The sequence below is a fragment of the Actinacidiphila yanglinensis genome (genome assembly GCF_900107965.1).
GTDB classification, from domain to species: domain Bacteria; phylum Actinomycetota; class Actinomycetes; order Streptomycetales; family Streptomycetaceae; genus Actinacidiphila; species Actinacidiphila yanglinensis.
This window is the reverse complement of the sequence record NZ_FNVU01000007.1, coordinates 24,075-42,466: the sequence shown is the minus strand read 5'-3', so window position 1 is coordinate 42,466 and position 18,392 is coordinate 24,075. Positions and strand designations below refer to the sequence as shown.

General features: G+C 73.1%; 16 protein-coding genes. 15 read left to right on the top strand and 1 reads right to left on the bottom strand.

Going from position 1 to position 18,392, the window contains the following annotated elements; genetic code table 11:
- The first annotated feature begins 47 nt into the window (after positions 1-47).
- From C4U44_RS17605 to C4U44_RS17590, 4 genes are all read left to right on the top strand, one after another.
- Complete coding sequence (locus tag C4U44_RS17605; protein ID WP_103886788.1) at positions 48-1,280, top strand: acylneuraminate cytidylyltransferase; 1,233 nt, start codon at positions 48-50, stop codon at positions 1,278-1,280.
- Positions 1,281-1,365: 85 nt separating this feature from the next.
- A complete protein-coding gene (locus C4U44_RS17600; protein ID WP_103886787.1) occupies positions 1,366-2,295 on the top strand; it encodes an N-acetylneuraminate synthase family protein in 930 nt (309 codons plus the stop codon).
- 196 nt (positions 2,296-2,491) lie between these two features.
- Positions 2,492-3,550 (top strand): hypothetical protein, encoded by a 1,059-nt coding sequence (locus C4U44_RS17595; protein WP_103886786.1) that lies wholly within the window; start codon positions 2,492-2,494, stop codon positions 3,548-3,550.
- Between the two features lie 96 nt (positions 3,551-3,646).
- On the top strand, positions 3,647-5,152 hold the full coding sequence (locus C4U44_RS17590; protein ID WP_103886785.1) for a glycosyltransferase family 4 protein: 1,506 nt from the start codon (positions 3,647-3,649) through the stop codon (positions 5,150-5,152).
- 32 nt (positions 5,153-5,184) lie between these two features.
- Here the strand turns inward: C4U44_RS17590 and C4U44_RS17585 are convergent, their stop codons facing one another.
- On the bottom strand, positions 5,185-6,039 hold the full coding sequence (locus tag C4U44_RS17585) for a DUF3152 domain-containing protein (RefSeq protein ID WP_103886784.1): 855 nt from the start codon (positions 6,037-6,039) through the stop codon (positions 5,185-5,187).
- 305 nt (positions 6,040-6,344) lie between these two features.
- On the opposite strand from C4U44_RS17585, the gene C4U44_RS17580 reads away from it, so the two are divergent.
- The 11 genes from C4U44_RS17580 (at position 6,345) to C4U44_RS17530 (ending at position 18,379) form a co-directional block, all read left to right on the top strand.
- A complete protein-coding gene (locus tag C4U44_RS17580; RefSeq protein ID WP_103886783.1) occupies positions 6,345-7,025 on the top strand; it encodes a response regulator transcription factor in 681 nt (226 codons plus the stop codon).
- A gap of 37 nt (positions 7,026-7,062) precedes the next feature.
- Positions 7,063-8,511 (top strand): sensor histidine kinase, encoded by a 1,449-nt coding sequence (locus tag C4U44_RS17575; RefSeq protein WP_322973637.1) that lies wholly within the window; start codon positions 7,063-7,065, stop codon positions 8,509-8,511.
- Positions 8,508-9,137 carry a GerMN domain-containing protein gene (locus C4U44_RS17570; RefSeq protein ID WP_103886782.1) on the top strand — a complete coding sequence of 210 codons (630 nt, stop codon included), beginning with the start codon at positions 8,508-8,510 and terminating at the stop codon, positions 9,135-9,137. Before C4U44_RS17575 ends, C4U44_RS17570 begins: the two co-directional genes overlap by 4 nt.
- A 115-nt stretch (positions 9,138-9,252) precedes the next feature.
- Positions 9,253-9,771, top strand: a complete 519-nt coding sequence (locus tag C4U44_RS17565) for a MarR family winged helix-turn-helix transcriptional regulator (RefSeq protein ID WP_103886781.1) — start codon at positions 9,253-9,255, stop codon at positions 9,769-9,771.
- Positions 9,762-11,009 carry an MFS transporter gene (locus C4U44_RS17560; RefSeq protein ID WP_103886780.1) on the top strand — a complete coding sequence of 416 codons (1,248 nt, stop codon included), beginning with the start codon at positions 9,762-9,764 and terminating at the stop codon, positions 11,007-11,009. The genes C4U44_RS17565 and C4U44_RS17560 overlap by 10 nt, the downstream gene beginning before the upstream one ends.
- Positions 11,010-11,260: 251 nt before the next feature.
- Positions 11,261-12,463 carry a M20 family metallopeptidase gene (locus C4U44_RS17555; RefSeq protein WP_407642851.1) on the top strand — a complete coding sequence of 401 codons (1,203 nt, stop codon included), beginning with the start codon at positions 11,261-11,263 and terminating at the stop codon, positions 12,461-12,463.
- Positions 12,464-12,617: 154 nt separating this feature from the next.
- On the top strand, positions 12,618-13,646 hold the full coding sequence (locus C4U44_RS17550) for a BMP family lipoprotein (protein ID WP_103886778.1): 1,029 nt from the start codon (positions 12,618-12,620) through the stop codon (positions 13,644-13,646).
- Between the two features lie 173 nt (positions 13,647-13,819).
- Positions 13,820-15,538, top strand: a complete 1,719-nt coding sequence (locus C4U44_RS17545; protein ID WP_407642850.1) for an ABC transporter ATP-binding protein — start codon at positions 13,820-13,822, stop codon at positions 15,536-15,538.
- Positions 15,535-16,644 carry an ABC transporter permease gene (locus tag C4U44_RS17540; RefSeq protein WP_103886777.1) on the top strand — a complete coding sequence of 370 codons (1,110 nt, stop codon included), beginning with the start codon at positions 15,535-15,537 and terminating at the stop codon, positions 16,642-16,644. Before C4U44_RS17545 ends, C4U44_RS17540 begins: the two co-directional genes overlap by 4 nt.
- The gene (locus C4U44_RS17535) at positions 16,641-17,933 is read left to right on the top strand and encodes an ABC transporter permease (protein WP_103886776.1); all 1,293 of its coding nucleotides are present in this window, start codon (positions 16,641-16,643) and stop codon (positions 17,931-17,933) included. The genes C4U44_RS17540 and C4U44_RS17535 overlap by 4 nt, the downstream gene beginning before the upstream one ends.
- A complete protein-coding gene (locus C4U44_RS17530) occupies positions 17,930-18,379 on the top strand; it encodes a cytidine deaminase (protein WP_103886775.1) in 450 nt (149 codons plus the stop codon). Before C4U44_RS17535 ends, C4U44_RS17530 begins: the two co-directional genes overlap by 4 nt.
- Positions 18,380-18,392: the final 13 nt, after the last annotated feature.

The window sequence follows — 18,392 nt, the reverse complement described above, 5'->3', positions numbered from 1 at the left end:
CGCGCCGCGACCGCGGCCAGTACCACCGCCACGACAGGAGCCGCACGATGACCCAGACCATCACGTCAGCGGGGGAGCCACCCCGCGCCCCGGCCGCCGACGCCCGGGTCCTCGCCGTCATCCCGGCCCGCGGGGGTTCCAAGGGCGTCCCGGGCAAGAACGTCGCGACGGTCGGCGGGGTGCCCCTGGTGGCCCGCGCGGTGCGCGCCTGCACCGCCGCGCGCCGGGTCAGCGCCGTGCTGGTCTCCACCGACGACCCCGCGATCGCCGAGGTGGCGCGGGTGTCCGGCGCCGAAGTGGTGCTGCGGCCGGCGGCGATCGCCGGCGACACGGCGACCAGCGAGGCCGCCGTACTGCACGCCATGGACGCGTACGAGGCGATGAGCGGCTCCGCCGCCGACGTGGTGCTGCTCGTCCAGTGCACCAGCCCGTTCATCACCGGCGACGAACTCGACGGTGTCGTCGCGGAGATCACCGACGGCGGCGCCGACACCGCGCACACCGTCGCGCCCTTCCACGGCTTCGTCTGGCGCGAGGACGGCACCGACGCGGGCAACGGCGTCGGTGTCAACCACGACAAGACCACCCGCCCGCGCCGCCAGGACCGCCCGCAGGACCTGCTGGAGACCGGCGCGGTCTACGGCATGCGCGCCGACGGCTTCCGCACCGCGGGCCACCGCTTCTTCGGCCGCACCAGCCTGGTGTGGACCGACCCGGCCCGGGTGCTGGAGATCGACGAGCCGGCCGACCTGGAGCGGGCCCGCGCGCTCGCCCCGCTGCTCGACGCCGGTGCCACCACCCCGCGCCGCGACGACATCGACGCGGTCGTCCTCGACTTCGACGGCACCCAGACCGACGACCGGGTGCTGATCGACTCCGACGGCCACGAGGCGGTCACGGTGCACCGGGGCGACGGCCTCGGCGTCGCCGCACTGCGCAAGGCCGGCGTGCCCGTCCTGATCCTGTCCACCGAGACCAATCCGGTCGTCGCCGCCCGCGCCCGCAAGCTCCAGGTGCCGGTACTGCACGGCATCGACCGCAAGGACCTCGCGCTCAAGCAGTGGTGCGAGGAGCAGGGCATCGCCCCCGAGCGGGTCCTGTACGCCGGCAACGACGTCAACGACCTGCCGTGCTTCGGCCTGGTCGGCTGGCCGGTCGCCGTGGCCGGCGCGCATGACGTGGTGCGCGCCGCGGCCCGCGCGGTGACCAGCGCCCACGGCGGCCACGGCGCGATCCGCGAGATCGCCGCCTGGCTGCTCGGCCCCACGCTCGCCCGCTGAGCGGCCCGCCGCCGTCCCCCTTCCTCCCCAACCCTTCCGGCCTGCGCCATCCCCCTGTCCCAACCCCGTAGTGAAGGAACACCTCGTGACCACCTCCCTCCCCGCCAACCTCCGTGCCGTCGGCTCGCGCCACATCGGCAACGGCCAGCCCGTGTACATCACCGGCGAGATCGGCATCAACCACAACGGCGACCTGGAGAACGCGTTCGCCCTGATCGACGCGGCCGTCGCCGCGGGCTGCGACGCGGTCAAGTTCCAGAAGCGCACCCCGGAGATCTGCACCCCGCGCGACCAGTGGGAGATCGAGCGCGACACCCCCTGGGGCCGGATGACCTACATCGACTACCGCCACCGCGTCGAGTTCGACGAGGACGGCTACCGCGCGATCGACGAGTACTGCCGCAAGCGCGGCATCGACTGGTTCGCCTCGCCGTGGGACGTGCCCTCGGTCGAGTTCCTGGAGAAGTTCAACGTGCCGGTGCACAAGGTCGCCTCGGCGTGCCTGACCGACGACGAGCTGCTCCAGGCGCTGCGTGCCACCGGCCGTACCGTCGTGCTGTCCACCGGCATGTCCACGCCGCGCCAGATCCGGCACGCGGTCGAGGTGCTCGGCAGCGACAACATCGTGCTGTGCCACGCCACGTCGACGTACCCGGCGAAGCACGAAGAGCTGAACCTGCGCATGATCAACACCCTGCAGTCCGAGTTCCCGAACGTGCCGGTCGGCTACTCCGGCCACGAGGTCGGCCTGCAGACCACGCTCGCCGCCGTCGCGCTCGGCGCGGTGTTCGTGGAGCGCCACATCACCCTCGACCGCGCCATGTGGGGCTCGGACCAGGCCGCCTCCGTCGAGTCCCAGGGCCTGGAGCGCCTGGTCCGCGACATCCGCATCATCGAGACCTCCCTCGGTGACGGCGTCAAGAAGGTCTACGAGGGCGAGCTGGGCCCGATGAAGAAGCTGCGCCGGGTGCCCGGCGTGGTCGCCGAGCAGCAGGCGGCCGACGCCGCGGTCTGACGGCCCCGCCCGGGCCGCCGCCTTCCACCGGTTCCCCGACCAGTTGCCGGTGGCGGGCCGGGGCCCGGCGAGACCAGGGGAGTACCCCCGGCGCCCCCGGGCGTTGCGGTCCTTCCGCGGAAGGACCGCAACGCCCGGCGGGCCCGGTCCCGCACCAACGGCGGAACCGTGCAGCCGCCTTCCGAAAGGAACCCTCATGGCCGATCGGCCCGCCCCACCGGGTGCTGTCGCGCTCGTCGAGTCCCCCGTCCAGTTGCTCAACGTGCTGGAGTGGGGGCACGTCCGCCCGCCTGCCGCACCCGGCGAACCGGCGGAGCCCCTCACCATCGTCGTGCTCTCGCCCGCCGACCCCACCAGCCGCGGCCAGTTGAAGCGGATGGCCGAACTCGCCCGCGACGAAGGCGCGCTGGTGCGCTGGTACGAGGCGCGCGGTGGCCGCGGCGGGCTGCTGCGCACCGCGTGCGCGCTGGCCCCGACGCTGCTGCGGGTGAAGCGGCTGGTGATCGGCGACCCGTTCTCCCGCCTGGTGCAGGTGCTGCTGCCGCTGTGCCGGGCGAAGGACATCACCGTCGTCGACGACGGCACCGCGACCATGGAGTTCACCGAGATCCTCGCCCGCGGCGGGAAGCTGGTGCGCTGGCACCGCAGCGGGCGCCGCCGCTCCCCGGGCGACGTCGCCTTCGGGCTCTTCGCCCGGACCGCGCGCCGCCACCTCACGCCCGGCCGCCGGCACCGGATCGAGCTGTTCAGCGCGATGCCGGCCACGCCGCCGCCGGGGATGGCGGTGCGGGCGAACCGGTTCGCGTGGACCCGGGGGCGGTTCGGGCCGCCCCGCACGCTGTCCGGCACCGACCTGATCGGCACCTCGCTGGTCGAGACGGGTGTGGTCGACCCCGAGCGCTACCTCACCGTTGTCCGCGGGCTGGCCGAACGCCACGGTGCCCGGCGGTACTTCGCGCACCGCCGCGAGTCCCCGGCCAAGCTGCACCGGCTCGCCGCGGAGACCGGCCTGGAGATCGTCCGGCCCGACCTCCCGCTCGAACTCGTCGCCCGCCGCGGGCCGATCGGGCGGTCCGTGCTGTCCTTCCCCTCGACCGTCGTGCACACGCTGCCGCTGGCACTGGCGGGCACCGGGGTCACGATCACCGTCTGCGACATCGACCAGGAATGGCTGACCACCGCGGCCTCCCCCCGCGCCCACACCTTCCTGAGCGACATCACCGACAAGGCCCGCGAACTGCACAACCTGACGTAGCGGGGCGCCCGTTGACGTGGGCGGCACCTGGCGGTGTTCGCCCGGTAGCCAACCGCGCGTAACCCCTTGATCATGTCGATGGGGTCGGATACGGGAATGGCGGAGCCCTTAACCCTGCCGACCCTGCGCGTGGCCGTCCTCACCGACGGCGCCCTCGACGGTGACTCCCGAGCGATGCGCGTGGCGGCCGCCGCGCGTTCCGCCGGCTACCAGGTCACGCTGATCGGCGCGCCTCCCGCGAGGGCGGCGCAACCGGGCGCCGAGATACGCCACGTGGCCGTGGGCACCGCCCTGGGCGGGTACCGCGAGCGCCGCCCCCGCCCTGGGCTGCGCTGGCCGCTGGCCTACCGCAGCGCCGAGTCGTACGAGCGCCGCACCGCGCTCGTCGCCGCCCACCGCTCCCTGCTGGCCACGCGTGCGGCCGAACTGGACGTGGTGCACCGTGCGTTGCCGTTGCAGGCGTTCGCCAGGACCGGCCACGCGATGAGCGCGGTCCGGCTGGGGCTCCGGGCCGGCTGGACCGGCCTGCGGGCCGCCCAGCACCGGGCCGCGGTGCACCGGCGCGGAACGCCGGACGCGCGGCTGGACGATCTCGTCGCCGGGCTCGCCCGCCTGCTGCTCGGCCGCCGTGCCTGGCGCCGCCTGGACCCGGGCCTGCTGGACCAGGAGATCGCGTACGGGCCGGTGCTCGACTCGGTCCGCCCGCACCTGATCCACGCGCTCGGCCACCGCGCGCTGGCCCTGGCGATCAGGGCCGCGCTGCGCGCCGAGGGGGCCGGGCACCGGATCGAGGTGGTGTGGGACGCGCCCCCGGGCATCCCCGCGCCCACCCGCAGGGCCGCCGTCACGGACGAGGCGCTGCTGCGCTCGTACGCCCGCGAGGCCGACGGCGTGGTCACCGTCGGCGACCGGCTGGCCGGTGAACTGCGGGCCCGGCACGGCCTGTCCGCGCTGCCCGCCGTCGTCCGCAACACCCCGCCGCTGACCTCCGCGCCGGCGAGCCGCGACGCGGGCGTGCGGGCCCGCTGCCGGCTCGGCCCCGACGTCCCGCTGCTGGTGCACGCCGGCCCGGTCACCCCCGACCGCGGCCCGGTCACCGTCATCGAGGCGCTGCCCAAGCTCTACGACCTGCACGCGGCGTTCGTCGTGCCCGACCCGGACCACCCGCACCTGGCCGAACTCCTGGACCGCGCCGCCCAGTTGGGGGTGCACGCCCGGCTGCACGTCCTGCCGTACGTACCGGTGCCGGAGGTCCCCGCGTTCCTGTCCTCGGCCGACATCGGCGTGCTGCCGGTGCATCAACTCCCGCACCACCAGACCGTGCTGGCCACCCGCTACTACGAGTACGCGCACGCCCGGCTGCCGGTGGTCGTCTCCGACGTGCGGGCGATGGCCGCGGCCACCCTGGAGGTCGGCAACGGCGAGGTGTTCCGGGCCCGCGACACCGCCGACTTCGTCCGCGCGGTCGGCGCGGTGCTGACCAACCCCCGCCGCTACCGCAAGGCGTACGACCGGGTGGACGTGCTGCGCCAGTGGTCCTGGCAGACCGAGTCGGCGCCCCTGCTGGACCTGTACGGCCGCCTGCTCGGCCCGCGCCGCTGATCGACCGCCCGCCCCCGGGGTGGGGGACCGGGTCAGGCGACCGGCGGTCCCTGGATGTAGTGGCCGTTGCTGTCGTACGGCCAGGCGTTCGCCTTGCAGCCGTGCAGGCCGTCGATCTGCTGCATCATGACGGGGGCGAGCTTGCCGGTGCCGGGGCAGCCCTCGTGGCCGTGGCCGATGCGGTGGCCGACCTCGTGGTTGATGATCAGGGCGCGGTAGTCGTGGATCGGGCCGTCGAACTCGGGCGAGCCGAGGATCCAGCGCTTGAGGTTGACCACGACGGTGGCACCGACGTCGCAGTTGACCTCGCCGTGGGTGTGCAGGCCTGCCGCGCCGCAGATGTCGTCGACGGTGTCGGGCGTGGCGATCTTGATCACGAAGTCGGCCGGCCCGGACGAGACGAGCTGGAAGCCGTCGCGGCCGTCGTCGGTCCACCCGCGCGGGTCCCCGAGGATGTCCTGGATCTCCCGCGCGGCGGATGCGGACGCGACGCCCGTGCCGCCCTCGACCTGGACCTCGTAGCGGCGTATGTCACCGTGGCCCACCGGCTGAGCCGAGGCGTCCGCGGTGCTGAACGTGCCGGTGCCGTGGGTCGGGACCTTCGCGGTGCCGGGCTTCGACGCGCTCGCCTTCGGGGTCGCCTTCGGGGTGGCCGTCTCCTGCGGCGGGGTGTCGCCCTCGATCGACGGCGCGCCGTCCTGGAGGGCGCCCGGGGCGGCAGAGGCCGCCGAGGTGCCCGCGTGGGCCTGACCGCCCGACTTCACCGCGTAGACCGTCGCCCCGAGCAGCGCCAGGAAGATCATCCCGAACAGCAGGTACGCCCCCCGGCCGGTGCGGGCCCGCCCGCCCGCATGTGAACTCGCACTCCGACTGCGCGCCCTGCCCATTCCACGTCCTCTCCGATCACCGGCACGACGGCGGCACGGCGCGACCCCTGGGGTCCCGTCCCGTGCCGCCGGCCCGCACGGGCGGTCGAGGGGGGAGGACCGCGCACCGTGCGTGCGGCCTCCAGGCTCGCCGCGGCACGTGATCGCGCCTGGTCCGTACGGTCACGGATCGGTAACGGTGTGGCGGATGTGGCCTGTTGGGGGGCGATGGCGGTCCGGTGGCCCATGTGACCGTTCTGCAACAGATGGCCCGCCCGGCCCTCCCGCGGGTTGGCCCGCGGCGCGGCGTGCCCATACTGATGCGCGTGTCCCGCGTCCTGCTGATCGAAGACGACCCGGCCGTCCGGCGGGCCGTCGAGTGGGCGCTGCGGCACCGCGGGCACGTCGTGGCGGCCGCCTCCACGGGCGAGGAGGGGCTGCCCCTGCTGCGCTCCCACCGGCCCGACGTGGTGGTCCTCGACCTGATGCTGCCCGGCATGTCCGGGCTCGACGTCTGCCGCCGCATACGCGAGCGCGACCAGGTCCCGGTCATCATCGTGACCGCCCGCGGCGACGACGTGGACGTGGTCGTCGGGCTGGAGGCGGGCGCGGACGACTACGTGGTCAAACCGGTGCGGGCCAGCGTGCTGGAGGCGCGGATGCGGGCGGTGCTGCGCCGGACCGACCCCGACGCGACCGGCCTGACCCGGCCGCGGCCGCGGACCTTCGGCGACCTGGTCGTCGACCGGTCGGCCCTGGTGGTCACCTACCGGGGCGAGCCGGTTCCGCTCGCGCCCTCCGAACTGCGCCTGCTGCTGGCCCTCTCGGCCTCGCCCGGCCAGGTGCTCAGCCGCCAGCAGCTGCTGGAACTGGTGTGGGAGCACAGCTACCACGGGGACGTCCGGCTGGTGGACGCCTGCGTGAAGCGGCTGCGCGGCAAGCTCGGCGGCAGCCCCGGCTGCATCGAGACGGTGCGCGGCTTCGGCTACCGCTTCCGCGCCGCGTGAGAGCGGGTCGCCGTCCATGGTCAGGATGCCCGGAGCGGTGCGGAGCCTGCGGTTCCGGCTGGTCGCCGGCTTCGGGTTGATCGCGGTGGTGAGCGCGCTCGGCACCGGCGCGCTGACCTTCCGGGAGGCCCGCACCGGAGTGCTCCAGCAGAGCCAGGACACCGTCGTGAACCAGTTCCGGGACAGCGTCGACGCGTTGACGCCCGGCGTGCCCGCCCCGCCCGGCCAGTCCGGGCTGGACGCGCTGGTGTACCAGCTCGCCTCCACCCACCGCTCGCAGCACTGGCGGGTGCTGGCCACCTACGGCGACCTGCGGGCCGGCTCCGCACCCGGCGACGGCTTCCCCGAGTTGACCGGCACGCTGCGCACCTCGGTGCGGACCCGGTCGGTGGCGGTCTTCCAGCGGGTGCACACCGGCGGCCGCTCCTCGCTCGTCGTCGGCCTGCCGGTCGTCTACGGCGACGGCGAAGGCGGCCGGGTCGGATCCGGGCTGACCCTCTACCTGGTGGTGCCGCAGACCACCGAGCAGCAGTACGTGACCGCGCTGGTCGGGGCGGTCGAGCGGGCGGCGGTGCCGGCGCTGTGCCTGGCGGTGCTGCTCGCGCTGTTCGTCGCCCGCGGCGTGCTGCGCCCGGTCCGGGCGCTGCGCCAGGCGACCCGCCGGATGGCCGCGGGACACCTCGACACCCGGCTCAGCGTCAACGGCTCCGACGAACTCGCCGACCTGTCCGCGGCGTTCAACGAGACGGCGGTCGCGCTGGAGCGGTCCGTGTCGGAACTGCGCCGCATGGAGGAGCAGTCCCGGCGGTTCGCCGCGGACGTCTCCCACGAGCTGCGCACACCGCTGGCCGCGATGTCGGCGGTCACGGACGTGCTGGACGACGAGGCGGCGCACCTGGAACGGGGCACCGCCGAGGCCGTCCAGCTGATCAGCGAGGAGACCGAGCGGCTGGTCCGGCTGGTCAACGACCTGATGGAGATCTCCCGGTTCGACGCGGGCGCGGCCGAACTCCACCTGGACGAGATCGACCTGGCCGAGTCGGTGCGGCGCACCCTGGCCGCGCGCGGCTGGCAGGAGAAGGTCGCGGTCCGGCTGCCACCGCCCGGTGCGGCACGGATGCCGGTCGATCCGCGGCGGTTCGACGTGGTGGTGGCCAACCTCGTCGGCAACGCGCTGCGGCACGGCACGCCCCCGGTCACCGTCTCCCTGGAGCTGCGCCGGGAGCCGTCGGGGGAGGGGTGGGCGCGGCTGGTGGTCGCCGACCGCGGGCCGGGGATCACCCCGGAGGTGCTGCCGCACGTCTTCGAGCGCTTCTACAAGGGCAGTTCGGCGCGTACCCGCAGCGAGAGCAGCGGGCTCGGGTTGGCGATCACCGCGGAGAACGTGCGGCTGCACGGTGGGCGGATCCAGGCGCGGAACGACCCCGCGGGCGGCGCCGTCTTCACCGTCGACCTGCCGGCCGGGCACCCGGGGCGGGCCTCGTGACCGGGTGGCGTGCGGGCGCGGCGGTCGCCGCGGCGGGAGCGGCGGCCGTGCTGCTCGCCGGGTGCGGGGTGCCCACCACCGGTGTGGTCGACGTCGGGGTGCCCGCGAGCGGGCTGCCCGCACCCGAGCGCCGGTCCTCCCTGGTGCCGGTCTACTTCCTGGACGGCGACAACCTGCGTCCCATTGTCCGCGACGTACCGCCCGGGGCGGATCCGGTGACCGCGGCCGTCGAACTGCTCTTCGCCGGCCCGCCGAAACCGGGCGGCGAGCTCACCACGCGCCTGCCCCGGCCGCCCGTCGCGGTCGCGGTCCACACCGAGGGGCAGACGGTCACGGTGCGGCTGCCCGGCGGGCGGCCGGCGCCGGACACCCTGGCGATGCGGCAGGTGGCGTGCACGGCGGCGGGCGCGCTGGGTTCGCCGAAAGCCGTCGCCGTCTCCGGCGGGGCGGCGCCGACCGCGGCCGGAGGTGGCGCGTCCTCCTCGGCGGTCCGGATCGAGGTCGTCGGCTCCGGCTGGCAGCGGGACGTGACGGACCCGGCGTGCCCGTCCCTGCCCGCACCCCCGTCCGCCCCCGCCGCCCCGCCCGTCACCGGCCCGCCGTCCGCGCAGGCGCCGCTTTCCTGACCCGGGTCCTCCCCGACCCGCGACCTCTCCTCCTCGCGTCCTTCCGGGCCACGGCCCGGCCCGGCACCGCCCAAATTTTTGACAGTACTTATATAAGTGCTGTTACATCGATCCCATGACGAGCGACGAACCGGCACCGCGCCCGCAGTCCTTCGATCCCTCCGAGGAGAGCGTGTGGCGGCCGCTGCGGCTGCTGCTGTCCGCGATGGACGACGACATCGCGCGCCTCTACGCGGGCGCGGCGATCGAGGGCATCCGGCCCACCCACGTCATGGAACTCCTGCGGCTGCACGCCCGCGGCCCGATGACCATCACCGAGCTGGCCGCGTCCGTGCACCTGACCCACTCCGCGGTCAGCCAGAAGGTGGCCGCCCTGCGCAAGGCGGGCATGGTGCGCACCGTGCCCGGCTCCGACGCCCGTACCAAGCGGGTCGCGCTCACCGCGAAGTCCCGCCGGCTCGCCTCCCGGCTGGCGGCCGAATGGCAGGCCACCGAGCGGGCACTGGTCGAGCTGGAGGCCGAACTGCCCTACCCGCTGAGCCGGGTGGTCACCGACATCGAGCAGGCGCTGGAGCGCCGCAGCTTCCACGACCGGATCCGCGCACTCCTGGCGGAGGACCCGGAATGGCAGTGAGACACCTGCTGGTCGACACCACCCCGCTGCGGATATCCCCGGCCTTCCGGCGGCTGTGGACCGGCCGGGCGATCTCCGGGTTCGGCGGGCAGATGACGCTCGTCGCCGTGATGTACCAGGTGTGGCAGTCGACCGGCAGCACCGTGTGGACCGGCGCGGCCGGGCTGGCCCAGGCGGTACCGGTGGTCGCCCTCGGGCTGCCGGCCGGATCGGTCGCGGACCGGGTGGACCGGCGCCGGCTGTGCCTGGCGATGGCGCTGGGCCAGGCACTGTGCTCGGTCCTGCTCGCCGTCCAGGGGCTGGGCGCCCGCTTCCCGGCGGCGGGACTGCTCGCCGTAATCGCCGCGCAGTCGTCCTTCGGCGCGTTCTCCGGACCGGCGTCCGGCACCTTCCTGCCGCGGCTGCTGCCCAAGGAGTCGCTGGCCGCCGGGCTCGCGCTGAACCGGGTCGCGTTCCAGGCCCAGATGCTCGTCGGCCCCGCGGTCGGCGGCCTGGTGATCGGCGCGTGGGGCGTCGGCGGCTGCTACCTGGTCGACGCGCTGTCCTTCGCCGCCGGACTGTACGGCCTGCTCGGACTGCCGGCGATGATGCCCGGCGACGAACCCGCCCGGCCCGGGCTGCGCGGTGTCGCGGACGGACTGGCCTTCCTCGCCCGCACCCCGGCGGTCCGCGGCGCCCTGCTCACCGACCTGGCGGCCACCGTGCTGTCCATGCCGATCAGCCTCTTCCCGCTGGTCAACGCCGAGCGGTTCGGCGGCAACCCGCGCACCCTCGGGCTGTTCCTTACCTCGATCGCGGTGGGCGGGATCGGTGCCTCGGTGCTGTCCGGGTCCTTCACCCGGCTCCCGCGCCCCGGCCTGGTGATGCTCTGCGGGTCGGCGCTGTGGGGCGTCGCGCTGACGCTCTTCGGCCTGTCCACACGGCCGTGGGCGGCGCTGGGCTGCCTGGTGGTGGCGGGCGCGGCCGACACGGTGGCGGTGGTCTCGCGCGGCACCATCGTGCGGCTGCACACGCCGAACGCGATGCTCGGCCGGGTCGGCGCGGCCGAGCAGATCGTCGGCCAAGCGGGGCCGGACCTCGGCAACATGCGCGGCGGGCTGGTCGCCGGTGCCTGGTCGGGCACGGCCGCGCTGGTCAGCGGCGGGCTGCTGTGCGTGGCCGCGGTCGCGCTGATCGGCGCCGGCACCCCCGGGCTGCGCTGGGCGCCCGCCCACCCGGCCGAGGACGCCGCGCCGTGACGCGTGAGGTCAGCGGTGTGGGGCCGCACGTGTGAGGCGGCGGTGACCGTACGGCGTTGCCTCGCCGGAGCGCCGTCGTTGCGCGACTATGAGGGTGTTCATGCCTCGACCCCAAAAGGGTGGGCATACCCCAGAGGATGACCAGGTATGCGCCGAACGGGCGACTCTTCTCCTCCAGATCTTCACAGCAGAACATCGTTTTTTTCCGATCACCCGATGAGGAGCCGGTCGTGAGGCATAACCTAACTGAGGTGAACGACTCACCCGCAGCGCAGTCCGGCGTGCCCGACGAGGCCGTACTCAGCGACGACCTGCGCGCCGAACTGATCGCCTTCCGCCGCGACCTGCACCGCCATCCCGAACTCGGCCGGCAGGAATTCCGTACCACCGAGCAGGTCAGGGCCAGGCTGGCGCAGGCCGGGCTCAGCCCGCGTGTCCTGCCGGGCGGGACCGGGCTGGTCTGCGACATCGGCGCCGCGGGCGACGGGCGCAAGCGCCTGGCGCTGCGCGCCGACCTCGACGCGCTGCCGGTCCCGGACACCAAGGCGGTCCCCTACCGCTCCACCGTCGAGGGCCGCGCGCACGCCTGCGGCCACGACGCGCACACCAGCGTGGTGCTCGGCACCGGCCTGGTGCTCGCCGACCTCGACCGGCTCGGGCGGCTGCCGCGCCCGGTGCGGCTGGTGTTCCAGCCCGCCGAGGAGATCATGCCCGGCGGCGCGCTCGACGCGATCAAGGCCGGGGTGCTCGACGGTGTGGAGCGCATCCTCGCGGTGCACTGCGACCCGAAGGTGGACGTCGGCCGGATCGGGCTGCGGGTGGGCCCGATCACCTCGGCCGCGGACAAGCTGAAGCTGTCGCTGGACGGCCCCGGCGGCCACAGCGCGCGGCCGCACCTGACCACCGACCTGGTGATGGCCGCGGCGAAGCTCGCCACCGAGCTGCCGGCCGCGCTCTCCCGCCGGGTCGACCCGCGCGCCGGGCTGAGCCTGGTGTGGGGCCGGATCCAGGCCGGGCACGCGGCCAACGTCATCCCGCAGCGCGCCGAACTCGAGGGCACCGTGCGCTGCCTGGAGCTGGGTGCCTGGCACGAGGCGCCCGACCTGGTGCACGAGGTGATCGACCAGATCGCCGCGATGTACCGGGCCAAGTGCGAGATCACCTACCAGCGCGGGGTCCCGCCGGTGGTCAACGAGGCGACCTCGGTGGAGCTGCTGCGCGACGCGATGGTCCGCCGGTTCGGCGGGCACAGCGTGGAGGACACCGAACAGAGCCTCGGCGGGGAGGATTTCTCCTGGTACCTGGAGCACGTGCCCGGCGCGCTGGCCCGGCTCGGCGTCCGGCCGGTCGGGGACACCACCAAACGCGACCTGCACCAAGGGGACTTCGACATCGACGAGGGCGCGATCGCGGTCGGCGTGGAGCTGTTCACCGCCGCTGCGCTGCTGTCCTGACAGGGGGTGAAGCCCCGGCTACCGGGGCTTCACCTGGTCGAAATGCGTCGATCCGATAACGGGTCTTCATGCGGTCTTTACCTGGGATCTACGCGCGTTAAGCTCCGGCTTAGCCAGCGCCGGACGGGGCGCTTTCGAACTGAAGGGGACCCTCTTGCGCCGGGTATCCAAGATCGCTGCCGCGGGTGTGGTGTCCGCGGCCCTCGCGCTGACCGCGACCGCGTGCGGCAGCAGTTCCACCGACAGCGGTGGCAAGGACAAGGGCGTCGGCATGGCCTACGACGTCGGCGGTCGTGGCGACCACTCCTTCAACGACTCCGCCGCCCGCGGCATGGACAAGGCCACCAAGGAATTCGGCCTGAAGTCCAAGGAGCAGACGGCCAGCAACTCCGACACCGAGTCCGACCGCGAGGAGCGGCTGGACCAGCTGGCCGGCGCGGGCTACAACCCCGTCGTCGCGGTGGGCTACACCTACGGCGACGCGGTCACCAAGATAGCCAAGAAGTACCCCAAGACCACCTTCGCCATCGTCGACTCCGTGGTGAGCGCGCCCAACGTCGACAGCATGGTGTTCTCCACCGAGCAGAGCTCGTACCTGGCCGGGGTGGCCGCGGCGCTGAAGTCCAAGACCGGCAAGGTCGGCTTCATCGGCGGCGTGCACAACACCCTGATCGGCACCTTCCAGGCCGGCTTCGACCAGGGCGTCAAGGACACCAAGCCGGGCGACCAGGTCACCGACCAGTACCTGTACGAGACCGACGACCGCGGCTACAACGACCCGGCCGCGGCGGCCGGCAAGGCCAAGGGCATGCTCGACAAGGGCATCGACGTCATCTACACCGCGGCCGGCCTGTCCGGTGACGGCTCGATCCAGACGATCGCCGGCAAGCCCGGCACCTGGGCGATAGGCGTCGACTCCGACCAGCACGAGGACCCGGCGCTGGCGAAGTACAAGAACCAGATCCTCACCTCGGCGATCAAGAACGTGGACGTCGCCGTCTACGACCTGATCAAGTCGGTGCACGACGGCAAGCCGAAGGTCGGCACCAACTCGTACAACCTCTCCAACGGCGGTGTGTCGCTGGCCACGTCGGGCGGTTTCCTCGCCGACGTCCAGGCGCAGCTGGACGCCGCGAAGCAGAAGGTCGTGTCGGGGCAGATCAAGGTCAAGTCCACCCCGTGACCCGAACCGGGTGACCCGGCGACCGGCCGCCCGCGCGGCGGTTCCGTCGCCGGCCACCCGGAGACACACAGCAGGACAGGGACACGGAGGCTCGGCGGGGGGTTGCTGCGGCACCTCCCGCCGGGCCCCTTCTTCGTGCTGTGGATCTTCGGGACGACGCGCGTAGATACATCTTGGCGCGATACCTTCACCCCCACGTTCCGCCCGCCCGAGCCTTTCCCCGAGGGGAGTGCGCCATCAACGCGTCCACGAGTCCACCCGCACCGACCCCGCCGCCGCCCGAGTACAGCGGCCCGGTGGCCGTCGAACTGCGCGGCATCACCAAGCGCTTCCCCGGGGTCGTCGCCAACCACGACATCGACATCGTCGTGCACAGCGGAACCGTGCACGCCCTCGTGGGCGAGAACGGCGCCGGCAAGTCCACCCTGATGAAGATCCTCTACGGCATGCAGAAGCCGGACGAGGGCACCATCGCGGTGGACGGCGAGCAGGTCTCCTTCGGTCACCCGGGCGACGCGATCGCCCGCGGCATCGGCATGGTGCACCAGCACTTCATGCTCGCCGACAACCTGACCGTGCTGGAGAACATCGTGCTGGGCAGCGAGAAGCTGCACGGCATCGGCGGCCGGGCCCGGGCGAAGATCACCGAGATATCCGACGCCTACGGTCTCGGGGTGCGGCCCGACGTCCTGGTCGAGGACCTGGGCGTGGCCGACCGCCAGCGGGTGGAGATCCTCAAGGTCCTCTACCGCGGCGCCCGCATCCTCATCCTCGACGAGCCCACCGCGGTCCTGGTGCCGCAGGAGGTCGAGGCGCTCTTCGAGAACCTGCGCGGGCTGAAGTCCCAGGGCCTGACCGTGCTGTTCATCTCGCACAAGCTCGGCGAGGTGCTGTCGGTCGCCGACGAGATCACCGTGATCCGGCGCGGCACCACCGTGGGCAGCGCGGACCCCCGCAGCACCACCGCCAAGCAGCTCGCCGAGCTGATGGTCGGCAGCGAACTGCCCTCGCCGGAGACCCGCGAGTCCACCGTCACCGACGAGCCGATGCTCACCGTGACCGGGCTGCGGCTGGTGGCCGTCGACCCCGAGGGCACCGAGCGCGCGGTGCTGGACGACATCGGCTTCACCATCCACAAGGGCGAAGTGCTCGGCATCGCGGGCGTGGAGGGCAACGGCCAGGCCGAACTGGTCGAGGCCATCATGGGGATCCGCGCGCTGGACGGCGGATCGCTCCAGCTGGACGGCCGGGACATCACCGACACCCCGACCCGCCGCCGCCGTGAGGACGGCATCGGCTACGTCCCCGAGGACCGGCACCGGCACGGCCTGCTGCTGGAAGCCCCGTTGTGGGAGAACCGGATCCTCGGCCACGTCACCGAGCAGCCCAACAGCAAGGGCTTCCTGATCGACACCGCCGCGGCCCGCCGCGACACCGAGCGGATCGTCCGCGAGTACGACGTGCGCACCCCCGGCATCGAGGTGACCGCGGCCTCGCTGTCCGGCGGCAACCAGCAGAAGCTGATCGTCGGCCGCGAGATGAGCCACCTGCCCAAGCTGCTGATCGCCGCGCACCCGACCCGGGGTGTGGACGTCGGCGCGCAGGCACAGATCTGGGACCAGATCCGCGAGGCCCGCCGGGAGGGCCTGGCGGTGCTGCTGATCTCCGCCGACCTGGACGAGCTGATCGGCCTGTCCGACACGCTGCGGGTGATGTACCGGGGCCGGCTGGTCGCGGACGCCGACCCGTCGACCATCACGCCGGAGCAGTTGGGTTCGGCGATGACCGGCGCCGCCTCCGGCCACCTTGAGCAGCAGGCCGGGAACGGCACACCGACCGGGGACGGCGCGCAGCCCCGGATCGGCGAGCAGGCCGGGGGAGAGGACCGATGAAGAAGTTCGACAAGGACCGGGTGGTCCTGGGGATCGCCGCGCCGGTGCTGGCCGTGGTCGGGGCGCTGATCGTCACCGCCCTGGTGCTGCTGGCCACCGGCAAGGAGCCGTTCCACGCGTTCGACGTGATGGTCAACTACGGCGACAAGACCGACAGCCAGGTCTACATCCTCAACAAGGCCACCACGTACTACCTCGCCGGGCTCGCGGTCGCCATCGGCTTCCGGATGAACCTGTTCAACATCGGCGTCGACGGGCAGTACCAGTTGGGCGCGTTCTTCGCGGCCGTGGTCGGCGGCGCGATCTCCATCCCGGGCGTCGTCGAGGTGCCCGTGATCATCCTGACCTCCATGGCGGTCGGCGCGATCTGGGCGGCGATCGCCGGCGTGCTGAAGGTGACCCGCGGGGTCAGCGAGGTCATCTCCACGATCATGCTGAACTCGATCGCGGGCATCGTGATCGGCTACTTCCTCCAGGGCGGCCGGCTCGGCGTGCTCGACAAGGACGCCAACATGGTGTCCACCAAGCCGATCCCGGTCTCCAGCCACCTGTTCAGCTTCAAGACCGCCACCGACCCGGTCTTCGGCTTCATCGTCTTCGCGGTGCTGGCCGGCGTCATCTACTGGTTCCTGCTCTCCCGCACCCGCTTCGGCTTCGACCTGCGGACGGTGGGCCGTTCGGAGTCCGCGGCCCAGGCGAGCGGCGTCAGCGTCAAGCGGATGATGATCACCAGCATGCTGATCTCCGGCGCCATGGCGGGCCTGGTCGGCATGCCCACCCTGCTCAACCAGTCCTACGACTACGGCAACGACTTCCCGACCGGCATCGGCTTCACCGGCATCGCGGTCGCCCTGCTCGGCCGCAACAACCCGGTCGGCATCGCGGTCGGCGCGCTGCTCTGGGCCTTCCTCGAACGCGCCTCCGCCGGGCTGGAGTTCGAGGGCTACGACAAGGAGATCGTCGGGGTGATCCAGGGCGTCATCGTGCTCGCCGTGGTCATCGCCTACGAGCTGGTACGGCGCTACGGACTCACCCGGCAGCAACGTCAGGTGGGCGCGGAACTCGCCGCCGCCGGTACCGACGACAAGCAGGAGGTTGCGGCGTGAGCGCCACCACGACACAGACCCCGCCGCCCTCCGCGCCCTCCGCCAAGGCCGGTGCCCGGGCGAGCGGCCGGATCAAGCTCACCCTGCCGGTGATCCTGCTGATCGTGGCGGGCGCGCTGATAGCCGTCTCCGCGGTGCGGGCGATCACCGGCGCGGAGGACGTCACCTCCTCCGGCCAGGTCGCGGGCGCGCTGGCCGGCGCGGTGCCGATCGGCCTGGCCGGACTGGCCGGCCTGTGGTCGGAACGGGCCGGCGTGGTCAACATCGGCCTCGAGGGCATGATGATCCTCGGCACGTTCTTCGGCGCCTGGGCGGGCTGGCAGACCAACGCCTGGATGGCGGTACTGGCCGGTGTCCTCGGCGGCGCCCTGGGCGGCCTGGTGCACGCGATCGTCACCGTCACCTTCGGCGTCGACCACATCATCGCCGGCGTCGCGATGAACATCCTCGCCTCCGGTGTCACCACCTACCTGGCCAAGCGGTGGTTCAACGTCGGCAAGGCCGCCCAGCACGGCGGCACCAACCGGCAGTCGCCCCAACTCGACGACGTCAAGCACTTCACCGTGCCGGGCCTGTCGCACTGGCTCAATACCGTCGAGACCCATCACTGGTTCCTCGTCTCCGACCTCGCCGGCATCGTCGGCGGCGTGGTCACCAACATCTCCGCGATCACGCTGCTGGCGATCGTGCTGTTCGTCGGGACCTTCTTCGTCCTGTGGCGGACGCCGTTCGGCCTGCGGCTGCGCTCCTGCGGCGAGAACCCGGTGGCCGCCGAGTCGCTGGGCGTCAACGTGTACACGTACAAGTACGCGGCCGTGGTCATCTCCGGCGCGCTGGCCGGGCTGGGCGGCGTCTTCCTCGCCATCAGCACGCACTTCTACCTCGAAGGCCAGACCGGCGGCCGCGGCTACATCGGCCTCGCCGCGATGATCTTCGGCAACTGGCGGCCGGGCGGCCTCGCCATGGGCGCCGGGCTCTTCGGCTACGCCGACAGCCTCCAACTGCGCAACGGCGGCCCGTCCGTGCACGCGCTGCTGCTGCTCATCGCGGTGCTGCTGCTGGCGATGGCGCTGTGGAAGTTCTACCGCGGCGCGCGGATCGCCGCGGCCGTGGCGCTGGGCTTCGCGGTGCTGCTGGCAGTCTGGTACCTGCTGACCGACTCCGTGCCCGACGAGATCGTGGAGGGCACGCCGTACGTCGTGACGCTGCTCGTCATGGGCCTGTCGGCGCAGCGGCTGCGGATGCCGAAGGCGGACGGGCTCCCGTACCGGAAGGGGCAGAGCGGATGACGCAGGACGCCGGGGGGCCGGGCGACCGGGGGCCGGCCCCCGCGGCCGTGCCCGGGCCCGACGTGGACTGGCGCGCGCTGCGCAGCGCCGCCCGGGAGGCCATGGAGCGGGCGTACGCGCCCTACTCCGGCTTCCCGGTCGGCGCGGCCGCGCTCACCGACGACGGCCGCACCGTGGTCGGCTGCAACGTCGAGAACGCCGCCTACGGGGTCGCGCTGTGCGCCGAGTGCGGGCTGGTCTCGGCCCTGCACGCCTCCGGCGGCGGCCGGCTGGTCGCCTTCACCTGCTCCGACCTGCGCGGCGACCTGCTCATGCCGTGCGGGCGCTGCCGGCAGCTGCTGTGGGAGCACGGCGGCCCCGACCTGCTCGTCGACACCCCGCGCGGGGTGCGGCCGATGAGCGACGTCCTGCCCGACGCCTTCGGGCCCGAAGACCTCAAGCGCTAGGAAGTCCCGTTTC